This is a genomic window from Aminobacter carboxidus, assembly GCF_014863355.1.
Classification (GTDB): domain Bacteria; phylum Pseudomonadota; class Alphaproteobacteria; order Rhizobiales; family Rhizobiaceae; genus Aminobacter; species Aminobacter carboxidus.
Genome location: NZ_JACZEP010000012.1, coordinates 97,982 through 112,794, shown reverse-complemented (window position 1 = coordinate 112,794; position 14,813 = coordinate 97,982). Strand labels below are relative to the sequence as shown.

The window sequence follows — 14,813 nt, the reverse complement described above, 5'->3', positions numbered from 1 at the left end:
TCATCCCCGCGCGCCTTGCGGCGCGCGCTTTCCCAAATGGCTCGAACTGATGGTGTCGAACCGCAACTTAGTCCAACTTCGGCGCAATTTGCTTGCGAAGATTGTTGAGTTTGGCACCGGTATGGCATCTGATGCGGTAGGTGATCGTAATATTGGAATCCTGAGCCATGAAGCTCGATGACATCGACAAGCGCATCCTGCGCGCGTTGCAGCGCGACGGCCGGATGGCCAATAACGATCTGGCCCGGGAAGTCGGGCTGACGCCGTCACCCTGCCTGCGGCGCGTCAAGCTGCTGGAGGAGGCCGGCGTCATCGACCGCTACGTCGCGATGCTCAATCCAGCCAAGATCGGCAAGGGACAGACCTTCTTCACCCGCATCTGGCTGAAAGCGCAGGACGAGGACACGATCGAGCATTTCGCAGCGGAGGTGGCGAAGTTGCCGGAGGTGCTGGAGTGCTACCTGATGCTGGGTGACTGCGATGCCATGGTGCGGGTCGTGGCGGCCAATATCGACGCCTACCGGCGGTTCCAGTCCGAACATCTCAGTCGCATCAAGGGTGTGCAGAACGTCAAGACCGACGTGCCGAGCCAGACGATCAAGCAGACGTCAGAGATGCCGCTGTAGCAGGGGCAGGCGGCTGCAGGGGAAAAAAGCCCCGGCTGTCGCCGGGGCCTTTCGCTCGGGTCAGGCCGGCTGGACCAGATTGGCCAGCAGGCGGAAAGCACCGGGCACCAGCTTGTCGAGCTGATGGTGCAGCACCAGGCTGGTATGGGTGTGGCGGCCCTTGCCGATCTCGGCAGACAACAGTGAGCCTTGCAGCTTGTCTTCGCCCTTGTCGCTCATTGCCAGCAGCGGCTTGTAGGCCTTGTCCCATTCCGAGGCGAAGTAGAGCCCGCGCTCCTTGTCCCAGTTGGCCCAGTCGTCCGGCCCGATCTTGTTGGGCTTGTTGAGCAGCGGGTGTTCCGGCTCGAGGATATCGACCTCCGAAGCGGCGTCGGTGACACGGTAGCGGATAGAGGGCGAGCCGATCTTGAGAAACAGCGGCGGCACCTTCTCGGCATCCCAGCCGTCGCTCGGGCGATGGTAGAGTGTGACCAGATGGCCGCCATCCTGCACCCATTTGTGCAGTTCGGGCACGGCCTTGGCGAGGTCCTTGCGCTTGCCGAAGGCGAAGATGCCGACGACGATGGTCTTGAGGTCGCGATAGCCACCCTGTTCGACGTCGGCGGGGCTGAGCTCGATGACGTCGATGCCAAGCCGCTTCATCCACAGCCCGACCTTGTCGTTGCCGCCGCTGATATAGCCAACCTTCAGCCCGGTCAGCTCGGCGCCCACCGTCTGCACCGGAACCGAGACCCTGGTCGGCACGACGGAGCGGCCGATATGCGGGTAGGTGAAGGTGTTGATGGCGTAGGCGTCCTTGCCGAGCAGCTGCGGCTCGATGGCAAAGCGCGTTTCTCCTGGCTTTGCCGGTGGCTGCAGGTCGAAGGTGCCTGACATATCAGGTGCTTCGCCAGACGGGTTCAGCGCCCAGCCCTCGGGCAGATCGAATTTGAGGTCGCCGACCTTGGCGTTGGCGACCGTCGCCGTCATCGCCACGGGGGCAAGGTCGGCAGCGGTGTTGAACACCACCGCGTCCGGCTTGAGCTCGAGCGATGCCGCGGGCACGACCCTGAGCGCGTCTTCGAGATCGACGTCGAGCACCGCCGAATGGCCGCCGATCTTGGCGGTCAGGCGCACGAAGGCATCGCCATTGCCGCCGAGCGGGTCGAACTGCTCGGTCAGCGGGTTGGTGAGCTCGGCGTCCGCCGCCACCGAGAGCTGGTCGTTGCTTGATGTCAGGCCCTTGCGGGCGATGATTTCGGCCGATTCAATGACAACGTTTTCAGGCGCTTCGACCAAGGTCTTGATGGTGATGTTGTCGCCCGGCTTGAGGTCTTCGCCGTCGGTGAAGGCCCTGATATGCATGCCGGCAGCGGTTGCCAGAACCAGGTCGATTTCGCGCGTCTTGCGTTCAAGGCGGTGGGCGACCTGGGCGCGCAGCTCTTGTGGCAGCTGCTTGCGGGCTTCGGCGATGGCCTTGGCGATTTCAACCGCCTTGTTCACCACGACTATCGGGTCGCCATAGTCGGCGATGGCCTCGTCGATCAGGCCCTGCGCGTTGCGCAGCGCGTCGGCCGAAGATGCGGGCATGCCGTCGAGCTTGGCGATGTCGCCGACGGTGGCGATCAGGCCCTCGCGGATGTCGCTTTCGCTCTTGGCCGGCTCGCCCTTGGCGACGCGGGCGAGATGCAGCTGCCACTCGGTCTGCGGCTCCTCGCGCCACTTGCCCATGCCCTGGGTCAGATGGCAAGAGCGCGACCACTCGCCCATCTGCGGGAAGGTGGCGCCGGAGATCTTATCGCGTTCGGGCGCGGTAACCGTCAGCGTAGTCGGGGGTGGAGGTGTTTCGTCGTCATAGACGCCACCGCCGCCGCCATAGGCCGGCGAATAGATCTTCGGCACGTTCCACGGGTCGAGGCCGGAGGCGATCTGGTCCGGATACTCCTTGGCGTCGCCCGAGATGTCAGCGGTGACGAAGGTGGCAACCACTGCGGCGCGGTGCTGGCCGTGCTGACCGGCCACGTCGAGGAAGCAGTTCATGACGATGTCGGGCTTGTACTGGCGGAAAGCCCAGGTCATGCGCTCGACGACACGGTTGCGTCCCCAGCGATCGATGGTGGCGTTGGGGTCCTTGGAGAAGCCGAAATCGTGCACCGAATCGGAATGGCCACGGCCGCCGAAGGCGAGTGAGGCGTCGAGCGAGCGTGAGGCTTCCTGCATCTCGCGGGTGCGCAGCACGCCGAGCACCGAGCCGCGCTCGGCACCGATGTTGTTCTGGCCGCCTTCGCCACGGGTGATGCAGTAGAGCACCGGGCGGATGCCGTAGACGTGGCGCAGGGCGGCAAGCAGGCCGCTCGGCTCGTCGTCCGGATGGGCGCCTGTCGTCATGAAGGTGAGCGTCGAGGTCAGTCGCTCGAGGCGGCGGTGCAGGGTCACGATTGCCGGCTCCAGCTTCTGCCGGGCGATCAGCTCGAGGTCGGTGGCGGGCGCGGCATGCGCGGCAGTGCGCATGGCCAGCAGGGCAGGCGGCAGCGAGGCGATGAACAATCGCCGGGTCATCGTGGACATGGAAATCTCCTCTCGTAATCAGGCGGCGCCTAGAGGTGGCAGCTCCCTCCCGTGGGCGCCTCCGCTGGCCAATGGGGCCAGCCATGCAGACTATGGCCAGCGTGATAAAATAACTCAAGTAAGTTTATGTAATTGAGCGAATGCTGTTTGAAGAGGTGAAGTTGTGGCGGCCCTGGCCGTTGGCAACGCCCGTCGGGCCGGTGTCCATATGGCTTTCGCCGGGGCGGTGCAGGGTGGGATTGGCTTCGGCGCGCAGTCGCGCGGCCGGTCTGGCCCGTCAACGAGCAGCAACTGGATCAACGCTGCGGGCGACGACAGCGATCCGGTAGCGAGAACGCGGTCGGGTCAGGCGTTGCCGTTCGGTTCGACCATCAGCCCGTCGATCAGGGCCGAGATGACCGCGACCTGGTCGGCAAATGGCGCGCCGGCATCGATCGCCAGTGCGGCGCGGTCGAAGGTGGCGGCGAGCAGGCTGGTGAGGGCTGCGAGCGGTAGCTTGCGCATCGCGCCGGCGCGCATGGTCGCTGCGAGGCCCTCGCGCAGCGTGCGGTTGCCGTGACGGTCGTCGATGGCGTCCATGCCGGGACGGCCAAGAACCGCCGGGCCGTCAAGCAGCAATAGCCGCGTCCGCCCCGGTGCCTGCATCGCCCGGAGATAGGCTTCGGTGCCGACGAGAAGCGCTTCTCGGGCGCCAAGTGCGGTGGGTGCCGCGCGTTCGACCTCTTCGGCGACAGCGTTTGCCTCCTGCTCGGCCACCGCCTCAAACAGCGCCTGCTTGTCGGTGAAGTGATGATAGAGCGCGCCGCGCGTGACGCCCGCCGCCGCCACGATCTCGGGCGTGCCGGTTTCGGCATAGGATTTTTCGGTGAACAGTTTTCGTGCTGCGGCGATGAGATCCCCGCGCGTTGCTTCGGTTCGGTCGCGGTTGGAGCGGCGTTCGCTTTTCACTTGCATACATGCAGCCTGTATGTTAGTTCACATTTACATGCAGACTGTATGTTGATTGAGGAGAGAAGGAAAGCCATGAAAACGACGAGCTACTATCCCGTGCTGATGACCGGCGATGTCGCCGGCACCGCCGCTTTCTACATCAAGCACTTCTGCTTCGCGTCTGAGTTTGACGCCGGCTGGTATGTCCATCTGCGGTCGACGGAAGACAGGCGCGTCGATCTCGCCATCGTCCAGGGCGACCACGAGACGATCCCCGAGGAGGGACGCGGGCGGGTCGCCGGCCTGCTGATCAATTTCGAGGTCAAGGATGTCGATGCCGTGCATGCAAGGCTCGTCGCGGAAGGGCTGCCGATCCTGCGTTCGTTGCGCGACGAGCCCTTCGGGCAGCGCCACTTCATCACCAGGGATCCCAATGGCGTGCTGATCGACGTCATCACGCCGATCCCGCCGAGCCCCGAGTTCCTGGCGATGTATGTGCCGGATAAGGTTGACGCCTGATACAAACGAAAACGGAGGCGCCACGAGGCGCCTCCGTTGAAATTCCACCAGTGCAACGCCTTGCAGGCAGGCCTAATCCTGGATGTAGCAGCGCTTGCGGACACCCGGCGCCGGATCGCCGAAATTTTCGTTGTCGCAATCGACGCCGTCGCGGAAGACGCCTTCCTCGAACTGGCTCATCGTGCCGTAGCGGACCCGCTTGCGGCCGTAGAACTCGCAATACTCGTTCTCGTTGGCGCAGGCCACCCAGCGTTTGCGGCGTGGTTCGCCGTAGCCGCCATCGCCATGATCGCGGCCGCGGCGGCCGCGCTCGACGATGTAGCATTCCTTGCGCATGCCCGGCGCGGGGTCGCCGAAGCTGCGGTTCGAGCAGCGGACCGCAGGCGCGTCGATGAAGCGCGAGGTCGTCCTGCCTTGCGCGCCGTAGACGACCTCGGCCGGATAAGGCAGGCGGCAGGTGCCGCCTTCCGATGCGCAACGGATCAGCCGTTGAGCCTCTGCGGGGGTCGGGGTGAAGGCGGACACGGTTGCCGCCAGTCCGGCGATGCAGATCGATGCGAAGGCGGTCCGCTTCGCAAGGGTTTGGGCGATTGACACGATAGATGTCCTCGAATCGTTGGAGGTCTCAACTTTAGCGGGCTTGGCTTGAACGCAAGATGAATGCGGCGTCTTGAAGAAAGGCTTCTGGTCCGGTCAGACAAGGCGCCCGTGGGGCAAGCAAATGGGCTCTGGGGCGACAAATCGGATCTGTCGCTCGTCGACCCAGCTTCGGCTGACCTGAGCGTTGTCAAGCTAAGCCTTGGCCGGACGCTCCTCTACTGGGTAGACGCGGTCGTAGGCCCAGTTGAAGACGAATGCGTAGACCATGTAGAACAGGGCAAAGGACGCGTCCATCAGCAGCGCCTGGAGAAGGCTTATGCCGAGATACCAAGCGATGAACGGCATCAGGACGGCGAGAAGCCCGACCTCGAACAGGACGGCGTGAGCGACACGCACCTTAAGCGATTTCTTGACGCTGCCTTTGATGGCTACAAGCAGGTGGTCGAAGCCGAGATTGAACAGGTAGTTCCAGATCGTGGCAATCGTCGCGCTGACGATGGCGACGACGCCGATGTCGCCCATCGGCATATCGAAGGCCCAGGCGCCGAGCGGGGTGACGAGCGCCAGCCCGATCAGCTCGAAACTTATGGCATGACGGACACGATCGAGAGTAGTGCGCATCTGCAACCCCTGGGGATTTCGGCCCGTTCCGAAAAAGCGTCCCAGATGGGGGAGATGGTCCTCGCTTCCAAGGCAAGATTAGTGAAGCGTGGCGGGCTGTTCAATACTGCCATGTCAGGCTGTTCAACGGTGCCAGGCACGGCGGGAGACAGTGGCAGGCTTGCAACTGCCTTCCTGCGTGAGCCAGTGTTGTCCGGCTACTTCCTGCGATTGAAAAGGATCGTTCCGGCGCCGGCGAGTGTTAGCACTGAACCGGCAATGAAGGGTGGGATGAATACGGCCAACGCCTCGCTGTCTTCCCAGCGCAGGCGGAAATCATTGCAGCCGGTGCCGCAGCCATAGGCGTTCAGCCAGACCCAACCGCCAAAGGTCGCGGCGCAGACCACGATTCCCAGGACCAACAATGCATATCCCAACAAACGCAGCGGAGCCTCCCGCGCAAATGAAAAACGGAGGTGCTTGTGCAGCACCTCCGTCCGTCGTTGTCAATCGACGGTACTCCAGCCGAAGCGTAGTCAATCCAGCGGGTTATCAGGCGCGGTTGAGAAAATGAGTCCGGCCAGACGATCCGTTCTAGAGGCTGGGACCGTCCTCGGCGGCGGCCTTCTTGTCGCCCTTCGACAGGCCCGTCAGGCGGTCGATGTAAGCGAGCAGCATCGCCGACACGACGAAAGTCAGGTGGATGATGGTCAGCCACATCAGCTGTTCAGAGGTGTATTGCTGATGGTTGAGGAAGACCTGGAGCAGGTGGATCGACGAGATCGCGACGATCGTGGAGGCGACCTTGATCTTGAGCGAACTGATGTCGATGGTGCCGAGCCAGTGGACCTCGCCATCATGGTTGTCGAAGCGGCTGACGAAATTCTCGTAGCCGGAGATGATGACCATCACCACCAGCGAGGCGACAAGGGCTGCGTCGATCAGGCCGAGCACCTTGAGGATGGTGTCGGTGTCGTCGAGCACCATCACCTTCATGACGAACTCGTAGAGCTTCTTGGCGAAGGATATCGCGTAGACGCCGAGTGCTACGGCGAGGCCGAGGTAAAACACCACGAGCAGCCAGCGCGAGGCGAGAATGATGGATTCGACGGCGTGTTCGAGGCGTTTCATGAGACGTCCGAAAATTGGCGATTGGAAATTGGCGGTGCCGACGAATGCAACAGCTTTGGGGATAAAACAAGGCCCGGCCGCTGGAGGGGGGATTCGGCCGGGCCTGATCTCCTGAAACGCCGGAGATGGGACGGGGCAGGGAACCACGTCACCCACAAAGTGGCATCAAAATCCAGCGATACAATGGCAAAAGCCGGGTGATCGCGTGATTGTTACCGGTCGATACCGTGTCCGGGCGGGTGTCGGCGATGGCTGTTGTCGATGGTCCGGGACACGGAAAACCCGACCCGCCCACGGGGCGGATCGGGTCTGTTTGCTATAGCCCGGCGCTAGTTGGCGCTGGCGATCGGGGCCACCAGCGGCGTGATGCGGCGGATGGCAACGCGGCGGTTTTCGCGCTCCTGCTTCTCAGACTTCACCTTGAGGTAGCGCTCGCCGTAGCCCTGGGTCGACAGGTTCTCCGGCGCGATGCCGAAGACATTGGTCAGCGCATCGGCCACGGCCTCGGCGCGGCGATCCGAAAGCGCCAGGTTGGCGACATCGGAACCGACGGCGTCGGTGTGACCCTCGATGAGGAAGGTTTCCGCCGGGTTCTTCTTGAGCAGCTTCTCCATCGCATTGGCGACGCCCTCAAGCTTGGAAATCTCGCTCTCGGGGATCGAGGCCGAGCCGAACTCGAAGCTCAACGTATCGAGATCGACGCGCCGCGCGATGTCGCGGACACGGGCCGAACGCTTGACCTCGTCGACCGAATAGAGCCGCTTGACGCGTTCCACCGGCGGACGCTCGAGGAAGTCGTAATAGGCGTCGTCATCCTCGACATATTGCGCGTCGAGAATGTACTCGTTGCGCGGAATGTGGAGCTGCAGCGGTGGCAGGTCGAGGCCTGGATCGCGCCACTGGTCCATACCCTCGTAATACTGGTCGTCGACATAGCTCAGCACGTACTCGCGGCCATCGGGCGTGATGCGCGAGCGCTGCACGATGTCACCGTAGCGGTTGCGGATGGTGATGATCTGGTTGCCATTCTTACGAATGATCACCTCGCGGGTGCGGCCGCGCGGCAGTTCTTCGTAATAGACCTCCTGAGCGTCGCGCGTGATGCGAGGCCGGTCGTTGCTCTCGACGATGATCTGGTTGTTGATCTGGATGATGATGCGGTCGCCGATCTCACGCACGACTTCGGTGCCCTCGGGGCGCGGCCTGCGCCGCAGGTCGACCTCGGGCATCTGCTCGATGCGGGTACCCTTCTCCGCTGTCACAGCCTGGATATCGACAGGCTGGGCTGCTTCGGTGGCCGTCTTGTCGTCGACCGGGGGCGGGCCCGGATCGACAGGCACCGGTACCGGCTGGGTGGTCTGTTCACCAGTCTGGCCTTCAGGCGCCGGCTGTGCGGGCTGACCCTCCTGCGCGGGCTGGCCTTCGACATCAGGCTGCTGGCCACCAGCCTGGGCGGGCGGCGTTTCCTTCTGGCTGTCGAGGAGCGGTGCCTCATTCGGGTTCACCGGCGGCTGGTTTGCAGGCGCTTCGCCCTGCTGGGCAGGCTGTTGCGGCTGCTCACCCGTTGCCGGCTGTTCGCCTGTCGCCGGCTGTTCACCGCTAGCTGGTTGCTCGCCCGTTGCTGGCTGCTGCGGCTGCTCTGCCGCAGGCTGTTCGCCCTGGGCCGGAGCTTCGCCTGAAGATGCGGGTGTTTCCGGCGCGGGCGTTGGGGCAGGTGTCTGCTCCGGTGTCGGCTCGGCAGGATTCTCCGCCGGCTGCTCGGCAGGCTGTTCGGCCTGCGGCTTCTGCTCGGGCTGGGCCTCGGGCTGAGGTGCGACCTCGGGCGTCTGGGCGGGTTGCTCGGCGGCTGGCGCCTGTTCCTTCGGCTTGGCTGCGGGCTCCTCGGCCTGCGGTTCGGGCTGCGGCGCTGCCTCCGGCTCGGCGGCCGGCTGTTCCTGCGGCTGCTCGGCGGCGGGCTCGCGCTTCTTGCGTTTGGGGGCTGGCTCTTCCACCTGCGGCGCGGGTTCGGCCTGCGGCTCGGGCTCTGCCTGGGGTGTGACTTTCTGCTCGGGCGCAGGCTCTTCCGCCGGTGCCTCGCGCTTCTTGCTGCGTGGCTCGGGTGCGGGTTCTTCGGCCTGCGGTGCCGGCTGTTCGGCCTGCGGCTGAGGTTCTGGCTGGGGCTCAGGCTGCGGTGCCGGCTCCGGCTCGGGGGCTGGTTCAGGCTGCGGCTCGGGCGCGGGGGCCTGCTGGCCGCCACTCTGGCGCGCGGCACAGGCTTCGGCCGATTCGCCTTCCTGGCAGTCCGACTGGACGCGGATCAGCGGCAGCGATGTGGCTGCGTCGGCCAGTGGGCCGTTCGGCAGCGGCATGGCGCCCAACGGCGCGGATGCCATGAACAGGCCGATTGCCGTGCCTGCGAGAATCCGTGGTTGGCGTTTCATCGTTGGAAATCTCCTCGAAGTGAACTTTGGTCCCGTCCCGGCCCAAACAGATGGAACCGTCAATGGTTCCGCTTGACGTGGCAGTCGCATCGCATCGGGGCGATTGCCCGACATCAACATGGCAATATCGTGGTTTCGCTGAACTGGCGATGAATGCGAACCGTGGCTTGACGTACCTTTGCATCGGGGCCAAATGCCTGACATGGACGATGCCTATTGGAAAACGACGCCGCTGGAGGCGATGAGCCCGACCCAGTGGGAGCAGCTTTGCGACGGCTGCGGCAAATGCTGCCTGTCCAAGCTTGAGGACGAAGACACTGGCGAAATCTACTGGACCAGCGTCGGCTGCCGGCTGTTCGACGGCGAGACGTGCCGCTGCGCCGACTATGCCAATCGCCTCAAGCGCGTGCCGGACTGCGTCGGGCTGACGCCTCAGAACGTGCGCACGATTTCCTGGCTTCCCAGCACCTGCGCCTATCGCCTGGTCGGCGAGGGCCATGACCTTTACTGGTGGCACCACCTTGTCTCGGGCAGCCCTGATACGGTGCACGATGCCGGTATTTCGGTGCGGGGCAAGCTGACGGCCTCCGAGGACGATCTGGCCGAGCCGGAAGACTATTTCGACCACATGCTCGAAGAAGAGCCGTAGGCGTGCCGATTCCGTTGAATTTGCCATATTAGCGACTCCTTTGGCAGGCCAATGTCCCCGCCGCACGGTGGGGCAACGGTTGTTGTGCGCAAATATTACAATTCGGAATCAATACGTTACCAGATGAACCGAAAATGAATGCACGGTTCGAAAACGGTTCAGCTTGAGCGGTGCATTGTCTGCCCATCGCTCAGGCACAGATGGCCTGACGCCTCTGAATTCAAGGAGAAGAGACCATGTTCGACAAGATCAAGACTGCGGCCCTCTCGGCTGTCATCGGCTTCAGCACGCTGGCCGCCATCCCCGCGACCGCTCAGGCCGACGGCCTCTATCTCAATCTCGGCCAGGGCTCGCCGAATGTTGGCGTCTACATCCAGGATCGCGACAACCGCAATGGCGGCCGCTGGGATAACCGTGACAACCGCCATGACAACCGCTGGGGCGGCCGTCCGGGTGGTCGCTGGGACCGCGCATGTTCGCCTGACCGCGCCCTCGACAAGGCCGACCGCATGGGCCTGCGCCGCGCCCGCATCGTCGACGTCAACCGCCGCTCGATCACGGTGAGCGGGCGCAAGTACGGCGAGCGCGTCGCGATCACCTTCGCCCGTGCCCCGAATTGCCCGGTCGTTCGCTGGTAGCGGGAGCCCCCTTCTCCAGGGAAGGGTGTGTGGCTCCAAAAAAAACCCCGGAGGCCTGGCCTCCGGGGTTTTTCATTGCTGCCGATCCGCTTGGCCGAACCTGCCGCGCGGATGCGCGGCAGGAGCTATCGGCTTAGGGTATGTTCAATTCGCCGTCAGTTCTTCAGTTCAAAGGTGACGTTGACCTGGACGCGGTAGGCGTTTTCGCCGGCCTCGACGGGGGCGGCACCGGCTGCACGGTCGAACGACTTGGCCTGCATCGGCATTGGCGGCGGCGCGTAGGACTGGTCGGTGATCTCGAGCACCTTGCCGACCTTGACGCCGGCTGCGTCGGCCAGGACCTTCGCCTTGGCGATGGCATCGGCCACCGCAAGCTTGCGCGCCTCGGAGATGACGCCTTCGGGCTTTTCGTTGGTGAAGGTGATGCCGCCGCCCTGGTTGACGCCGAGCGACACGGCCTTGTCGAGGATCTCACCGGTCTTGGCGATGTCGCGAACGCGCACCGACAAGGTGTTGATCACCTGGTAGGCGACGAGTTCGGCATCCTGCGAGCCGTCGGGCTTGTTGGTGTAGTTGTAGCGCGGCTGGATCTGGATGCCGGCGGTCTGCAGGTCGCGGTCGGCGACGCCTGAGCTCTTCATCGCGGCGATCACGGCGGCCATGGCGTCGTTGTTGGCGTCGAGCGCCTCACGCGCGGTCTTGGCCTCGCGCATCACCGACAGCGACAGCAGCGCCAGATCGGGCGCGACAGAGGCTTCGCCTTCGCCCGTGACAATGATGCGCGGCGACGGCTCGTTGTCGGCGCGGGCGGCAGCGGCGGGAAGTGTCAGTGCTGCTGCAAGTGCAAGCGCCATGTATTTGCGATTCATAATATAATCTCCGTTGTCCTGAGCCCTTCGGGAGTGTCCAATAGGAGCGGATTATGGGTGGATTGCGGCGGCGCGCAACAGATGCGCGAAGATGGCTTGTGCCAGCGCGCAAAACTGACTATCCAGCCGGGCGTGGGGCCTGTAGCTCAATGGTTAGAGCCGGCGGCTCATAACCGCTTGGTTGGGGGTTCGAGTCCCTCCGGGCCCACCATTTCGTTTAAAAACAATGCCGTAGCCCTTGGATTCTGCTGGTGGGATATCCAGGGGAGACATCGGCTTGTTCATTCCGGCGTATTTGCAGCTGTCCAGACATGGAGTCTGGTACCTGCGCTGGCCTATTCCGAAGGGCCTGCATCCGGGCTGTAGGCAGTCGACTGTCAAGGTGTCGCTGCGGACCCGCGATCCGAAAAAGGCGTTGCACCTCTCACGCTCGATAAGCCACATGGCCGAAACAGCTTCTTGATCAGACCAAAGATCAGATCGGTCGGTCGGGGCGCTACGAGATGGAACAGATGGCAGCGACCGGTGTTTCGCCGAAGGAAGTGCGCCAGCGCGCCGACGACGCCGGCATGTCCATCCTGCGCCTCGACTTGCTCAATACCTGGTCGCGGGGTCTGGCTGCCCGACAACATGGACGACGCTTACATAGCCACCGTCGACACCAGGCAGGATCGGGTATTCGCGCTGTGCGCCGAGCTCGGCTGCCGTTCAATCAGCCTGAACGCCACGTTCCCGCGCGGCTCGATGTCGATTGAGGCGATTATCGAGGACTACGCCAAAATCTGCGCCGCCTCGGCGCGTTTCGATCTCGACTGTTCGCTGGAGTTCATTCCGCTGTGGGGGGCGACGCTGGCTATGGCCTGGCAGTTCGTTCAGGGCGCCGGCGCCAGCAATGGGGGGCTGGTTTTCGACACCAGGCATTTCGTGCGTGGAAAATCCGACCTCGCCGATCTGCGCACCATTCCCGGTGACAAGATCCATTGTGTCCAGTTGAACGACGGACCATTGGTGCTGCCTGACGGCGTGACGATCAAGGACGATCGCTACGACCGAAAATTTCCAGGTGACCGCCAGTTCCCGAATGTCGAGATCGTGCGGATCCTTTCGGAAACTGGAGGGCTCAATCAGGTCGGCGCCGAAGTGTTTTCGCCGATGCTGAAGGACATGAGCTCCAAAAAGGTGGGAGAGATTTCGCGCACTTCGGTTGCAGTGGTGCTCAGGATAGCCATGGGAATGTGAGAAAGGACCTGTTTTTACGAGGACAGTCTCTCATAGACCTCTCGTTTCGGAGACGGCACTATCCACCCCTGGCTTCGGAGCTGACCGAGGCAGGTCCCGACCACGAGCAAAGCGCCTTTGGCGGCACGTGGGCGGGAGCATCCAGCTTCATGCTTACCGCGCAACGACGCCTATATTTTGCAGGCGCGGACCTTGCGTTGTGATAGGGATCACGGTTTGGAGTCGGCGGCGTCTCACTATGCTACCTCCGGCATATGCGGAGTTGGACAAGGAAATGGCATTGACACAACCGATACACCAGGCAGTGCTCATCGGATTGGGTTGGTCTTCCTTCTTTGGTGACCAGGTCGGCGAAGACGAGGCCAGCCTTGTGCCCGTCCGCATCTCCCATATCCATCGCGCGCGAATGAGCGGGCAATCCATCAATGGTGCGGTCGATCTCATTCTGCCGGCCAACAGTGCCAGCGGCGATTATGCGGTCGGCGATTTCGTGCTCGCCGAGCCAGGCGATTTCCTCGTGCGACGGCGGCTTGCTCGCCATTCGCTTCTCACGCGGCGTATGGCGGACGGCAGCACACAGCTGTCCGGCGCCAACATCGACACACTATTCATCGTCACCTCCTGCAATGGCGATTTCAACGTGCCACGGCTCGAGCGCTATCTCGCCATGGCAGGCCAGGCTGAAATCGCGCCGGTCCTTGTTCTGACCAAGGCCGACACCGCCGATGACGCCGCCCCCTTTCTCGCGCAAGCAGCCGAGTTGGCGCGCGACCTGCCGGTGGTGGTCGTCGATCCGCGAAAGCCCGACGCGATGACAAAGCTGCAGACCTGGTTTGGTCTGGGCAAGACGGTGGCGCTGACCGGGTCGTCGGGGGTAGGCAAGTCGACACTGGTCAACACGCTAGCCGGCTCGGGCGGCGCCACAGCCCAACTCACCGGCGCCATTCGAGTCCATGATTCAACCGGGCGGCACACGACGACGGCGCGCTCACTCCATCCGGTCGAAGGCGGCGGGTGGGTGCTCGATTCTCCCGGGATTCGCACGTTGCATCTAGGTGAGATGGCCGAGGGGCTGGATGTGGTGTTCGCCGAAATCATCGAACTGGCGACCCAGTGCAAGTTCAATGATTGCACGCACTCACACGAGCCTTCCTGCGCCGTGCTCGCCGCCCTTGCGCGTGGCAGCATCGATGCCAAGCGCTTTTCGCGCTGGCGTAAGTTGCATGATGAGAACACAGCCGGCAGCGCGCCGAAGCGTGGCCGGCGCTGAAGACGTCCTTCTAGATAACAATTCGTATGCTTCAACTATATTCTGGATAGCCGGACGGCGGCATTTGCCTCGCCGTGCACTCAAAGCCGACTGTCCGTTGCCTGTCAGTTTTGCGGTTGTCCGAAGCAGGCATGCTGGATCGGGCAAAGCCGGAGCCAAATCCTCGACATTGCCAGTCAGCTTCAAGAACACTGCGATCTTGTGCGCCTGCGAGAAGGCTCGGGCAAAAAATTGAGGTCGGTTGTCGGGAGACGCACTGGTCGTTCGTCCTAGGGGAGATCAATGAATGGAGGTGAACATGCCCAACACCATCAAATTGCACCGGGTCTTCGCCACGAAACCCGAAAAGATCTACCGCGCATTTCTGGAACCTGACGCGATTGCGAGTTGGCTCCCGCCCTTCGGCTTTACCTGTACGGTCCATGAGCTTGATGCGAGGCAAGGGGGCAAGCACAGAATGTCGTTCCGAAACTTCACCACCGGGCAAGGCCATTCTTTCGGCGGCACTTATCTGAAACTCGTTCCCAACGAGACGCTCGTCTATAGCGACGTGTTCGACGATCCGAACCTTCCGGGCGAGATGAAAGTGACAGTCACGCTGAGGGCTGTCTCAGTCGGAACGGAGATGACGGTGGTTCAGGAAAACGTGCCCGATCTGATCCCTGTCGAGGCATGCTACCTCGGTTGGCAAGAGTCGCTGCGCAAGCTTGCTAAACTCGTCGAACCCGAAATCACACAATGAACTGCCGGCGAAATCTCATCCAACTGCGACAAC

16 protein-coding genes and 1 tRNA gene are annotated in these 14,813 nt (G+C 63.0%); 9 read left to right on the top strand and 8 right to left on the bottom strand.

The genetic code is table 11. The features are described 5' to 3' along the window. The first annotated feature begins 167 nt into the window (after positions 1–167). The gene (locus IHE39_RS25635; protein ID WP_192568482.1) at positions 168–626 is read left to right on the top strand and encodes an Lrp/AsnC family transcriptional regulator; all 459 of its coding nucleotides are present in this window, start codon (positions 168–170) and stop codon (positions 624–626) included. 60 nt (positions 627–686) lie between these two features. On the opposite strand, the gene IHE39_RS25630 is transcribed toward IHE39_RS25635, so the two are convergent. Beyond that, on the bottom strand, positions 687–3,173 hold the full coding sequence (locus IHE39_RS25630; RefSeq protein ID WP_192568481.1) for a PIG-L family deacetylase: 2,487 nt from the start codon (positions 3,171–3,173) through the stop codon (positions 687–689). Positions 3,174–3,518: 345 nt separating this feature from the next. Continuing rightward, complete coding sequence (locus IHE39_RS25625) at positions 3,519–4,127, bottom strand: TetR/AcrR family transcriptional regulator (RefSeq protein ID WP_192568480.1); 609 nt, start codon at positions 4,125–4,127, stop codon at positions 3,519–3,521. 69 nt (positions 4,128–4,196) lie between these two features. On the opposite strand from IHE39_RS25625, the gene IHE39_RS25620 reads away from it, so the two are divergent. Further along, positions 4,197–4,622 (top strand): VOC family protein, encoded by a 426-nt coding sequence (locus IHE39_RS25620; protein ID WP_192568479.1) that lies wholly within the window; start codon positions 4,197–4,199, stop codon positions 4,620–4,622. 72 nt (positions 4,623–4,694) lie between these two features. Here IHE39_RS25620 and IHE39_RS25615 read toward each other — a convergent pair whose 3' ends face one another. The 5 genes from IHE39_RS25615 to IHE39_RS25595 form a co-directional block, all read right to left on the bottom strand. Further along, positions 4,695–5,219, bottom strand: coding sequence for a hypothetical protein (locus IHE39_RS25615; RefSeq protein WP_312880704.1), 525 nt, complete (start codon positions 5,217–5,219; stop codon positions 4,695–4,697). Between the two features lie 195 nt (positions 5,220–5,414). Further along, entirely contained in the window at positions 5,415–5,843 is a 429-nt protein-coding gene (locus IHE39_RS25610) for a PACE efflux transporter (RefSeq protein ID WP_184766999.1), read from the bottom strand. A 197-nt stretch (positions 5,844–6,040) separates the two neighbouring features. Beyond that, on the bottom strand, positions 6,041–6,313 hold the full coding sequence (locus tag IHE39_RS25605) for a hypothetical protein (RefSeq protein WP_192568478.1): 273 nt from the start codon (positions 6,311–6,313) through the stop codon (positions 6,041–6,043). A 103-nt stretch (positions 6,314–6,416) separates the two neighbouring features. Continuing rightward, positions 6,417–6,953: a TIGR00645 family protein gene (locus IHE39_RS25600; protein WP_184767001.1), complete on the bottom strand. Its 537-nt coding sequence runs from the start codon at positions 6,951–6,953 to the stop codon at positions 6,417–6,419. Between the two features lie 329 nt (positions 6,954–7,282). Then, on the bottom strand, positions 7,283–9,373 hold the full coding sequence (locus IHE39_RS25595) for an OmpA family protein (RefSeq protein WP_192568477.1): 2,091 nt from the start codon (positions 9,371–9,373) through the stop codon (positions 7,283–7,285). A 202-nt stretch (positions 9,374–9,575) separates the two neighbouring features. Here IHE39_RS25595 and IHE39_RS25590 point away from each other — a divergent pair, with 202 nt between their 5' ends. Both IHE39_RS25590 and IHE39_RS25585 read left to right on the top strand, forming a co-directional pair. After that, positions 9,576–10,022, top strand: coding sequence for a YcgN family cysteine cluster protein (locus IHE39_RS25590; RefSeq protein WP_184767841.1), 447 nt, complete (start codon positions 9,576–9,578; stop codon positions 10,020–10,022). 236 nt (positions 10,023–10,258) lie between these two features. Next, a complete protein-coding gene (locus IHE39_RS25585; protein ID WP_184767003.1) occupies positions 10,259–10,660 on the top strand; it encodes a hypothetical protein in 402 nt (133 codons plus the stop codon). A 155-nt stretch (positions 10,661–10,815) separates the two neighbouring features. Here IHE39_RS25585 and IHE39_RS25580 read toward each other — a convergent pair whose 3' ends face one another. Then, positions 10,816–11,529 (bottom strand): SIMPL domain-containing protein, encoded by a 714-nt coding sequence (locus tag IHE39_RS25580; RefSeq protein WP_184767004.1) that lies wholly within the window; start codon positions 11,527–11,529, stop codon positions 10,816–10,818. Positions 11,530–11,664: 135 nt separating this feature from the next. Here IHE39_RS25580 and IHE39_RS25575 point away from each other — a divergent pair. From IHE39_RS25575 to IHE39_RS25560, 5 genes are all read left to right on the top strand, one after another. Next, positions 11,665–11,740 (top strand) — tRNA-Ile (locus IHE39_RS25575). Between the two features lie 27 nt (positions 11,741–11,767). Then, positions 11,768–11,992, top strand: a complete 225-nt coding sequence (locus IHE39_RS31180) for a DUF6538 domain-containing protein (protein ID WP_353528001.1) — start codon at positions 11,768–11,770, stop codon at positions 11,990–11,992. Between the two features lie 167 nt (positions 11,993–12,159). Then, positions 12,160–12,768, top strand: coding sequence for a sugar phosphate isomerase/epimerase family protein (locus IHE39_RS25570; RefSeq protein ID WP_192568476.1), 609 nt, complete (start codon positions 12,160–12,162; stop codon positions 12,766–12,768). A gap of 274 nt (positions 12,769–13,042) precedes the next feature. After that, positions 13,043–14,038: a ribosome small subunit-dependent GTPase A gene (gene rsgA / locus IHE39_RS25565; RefSeq protein WP_192568475.1), complete on the top strand. Its 996-nt coding sequence runs from the start codon at positions 13,043–13,045 to the stop codon at positions 14,036–14,038. A gap of 298 nt (positions 14,039–14,336) precedes the next feature. Continuing rightward, positions 14,337–14,780: an SRPBCC family protein gene (locus tag IHE39_RS25560; protein WP_192568474.1), complete on the top strand. Its 444-nt coding sequence runs from the start codon at positions 14,337–14,339 to the stop codon at positions 14,778–14,780. Positions 14,781–14,813: the final 33 nt, after the last annotated feature.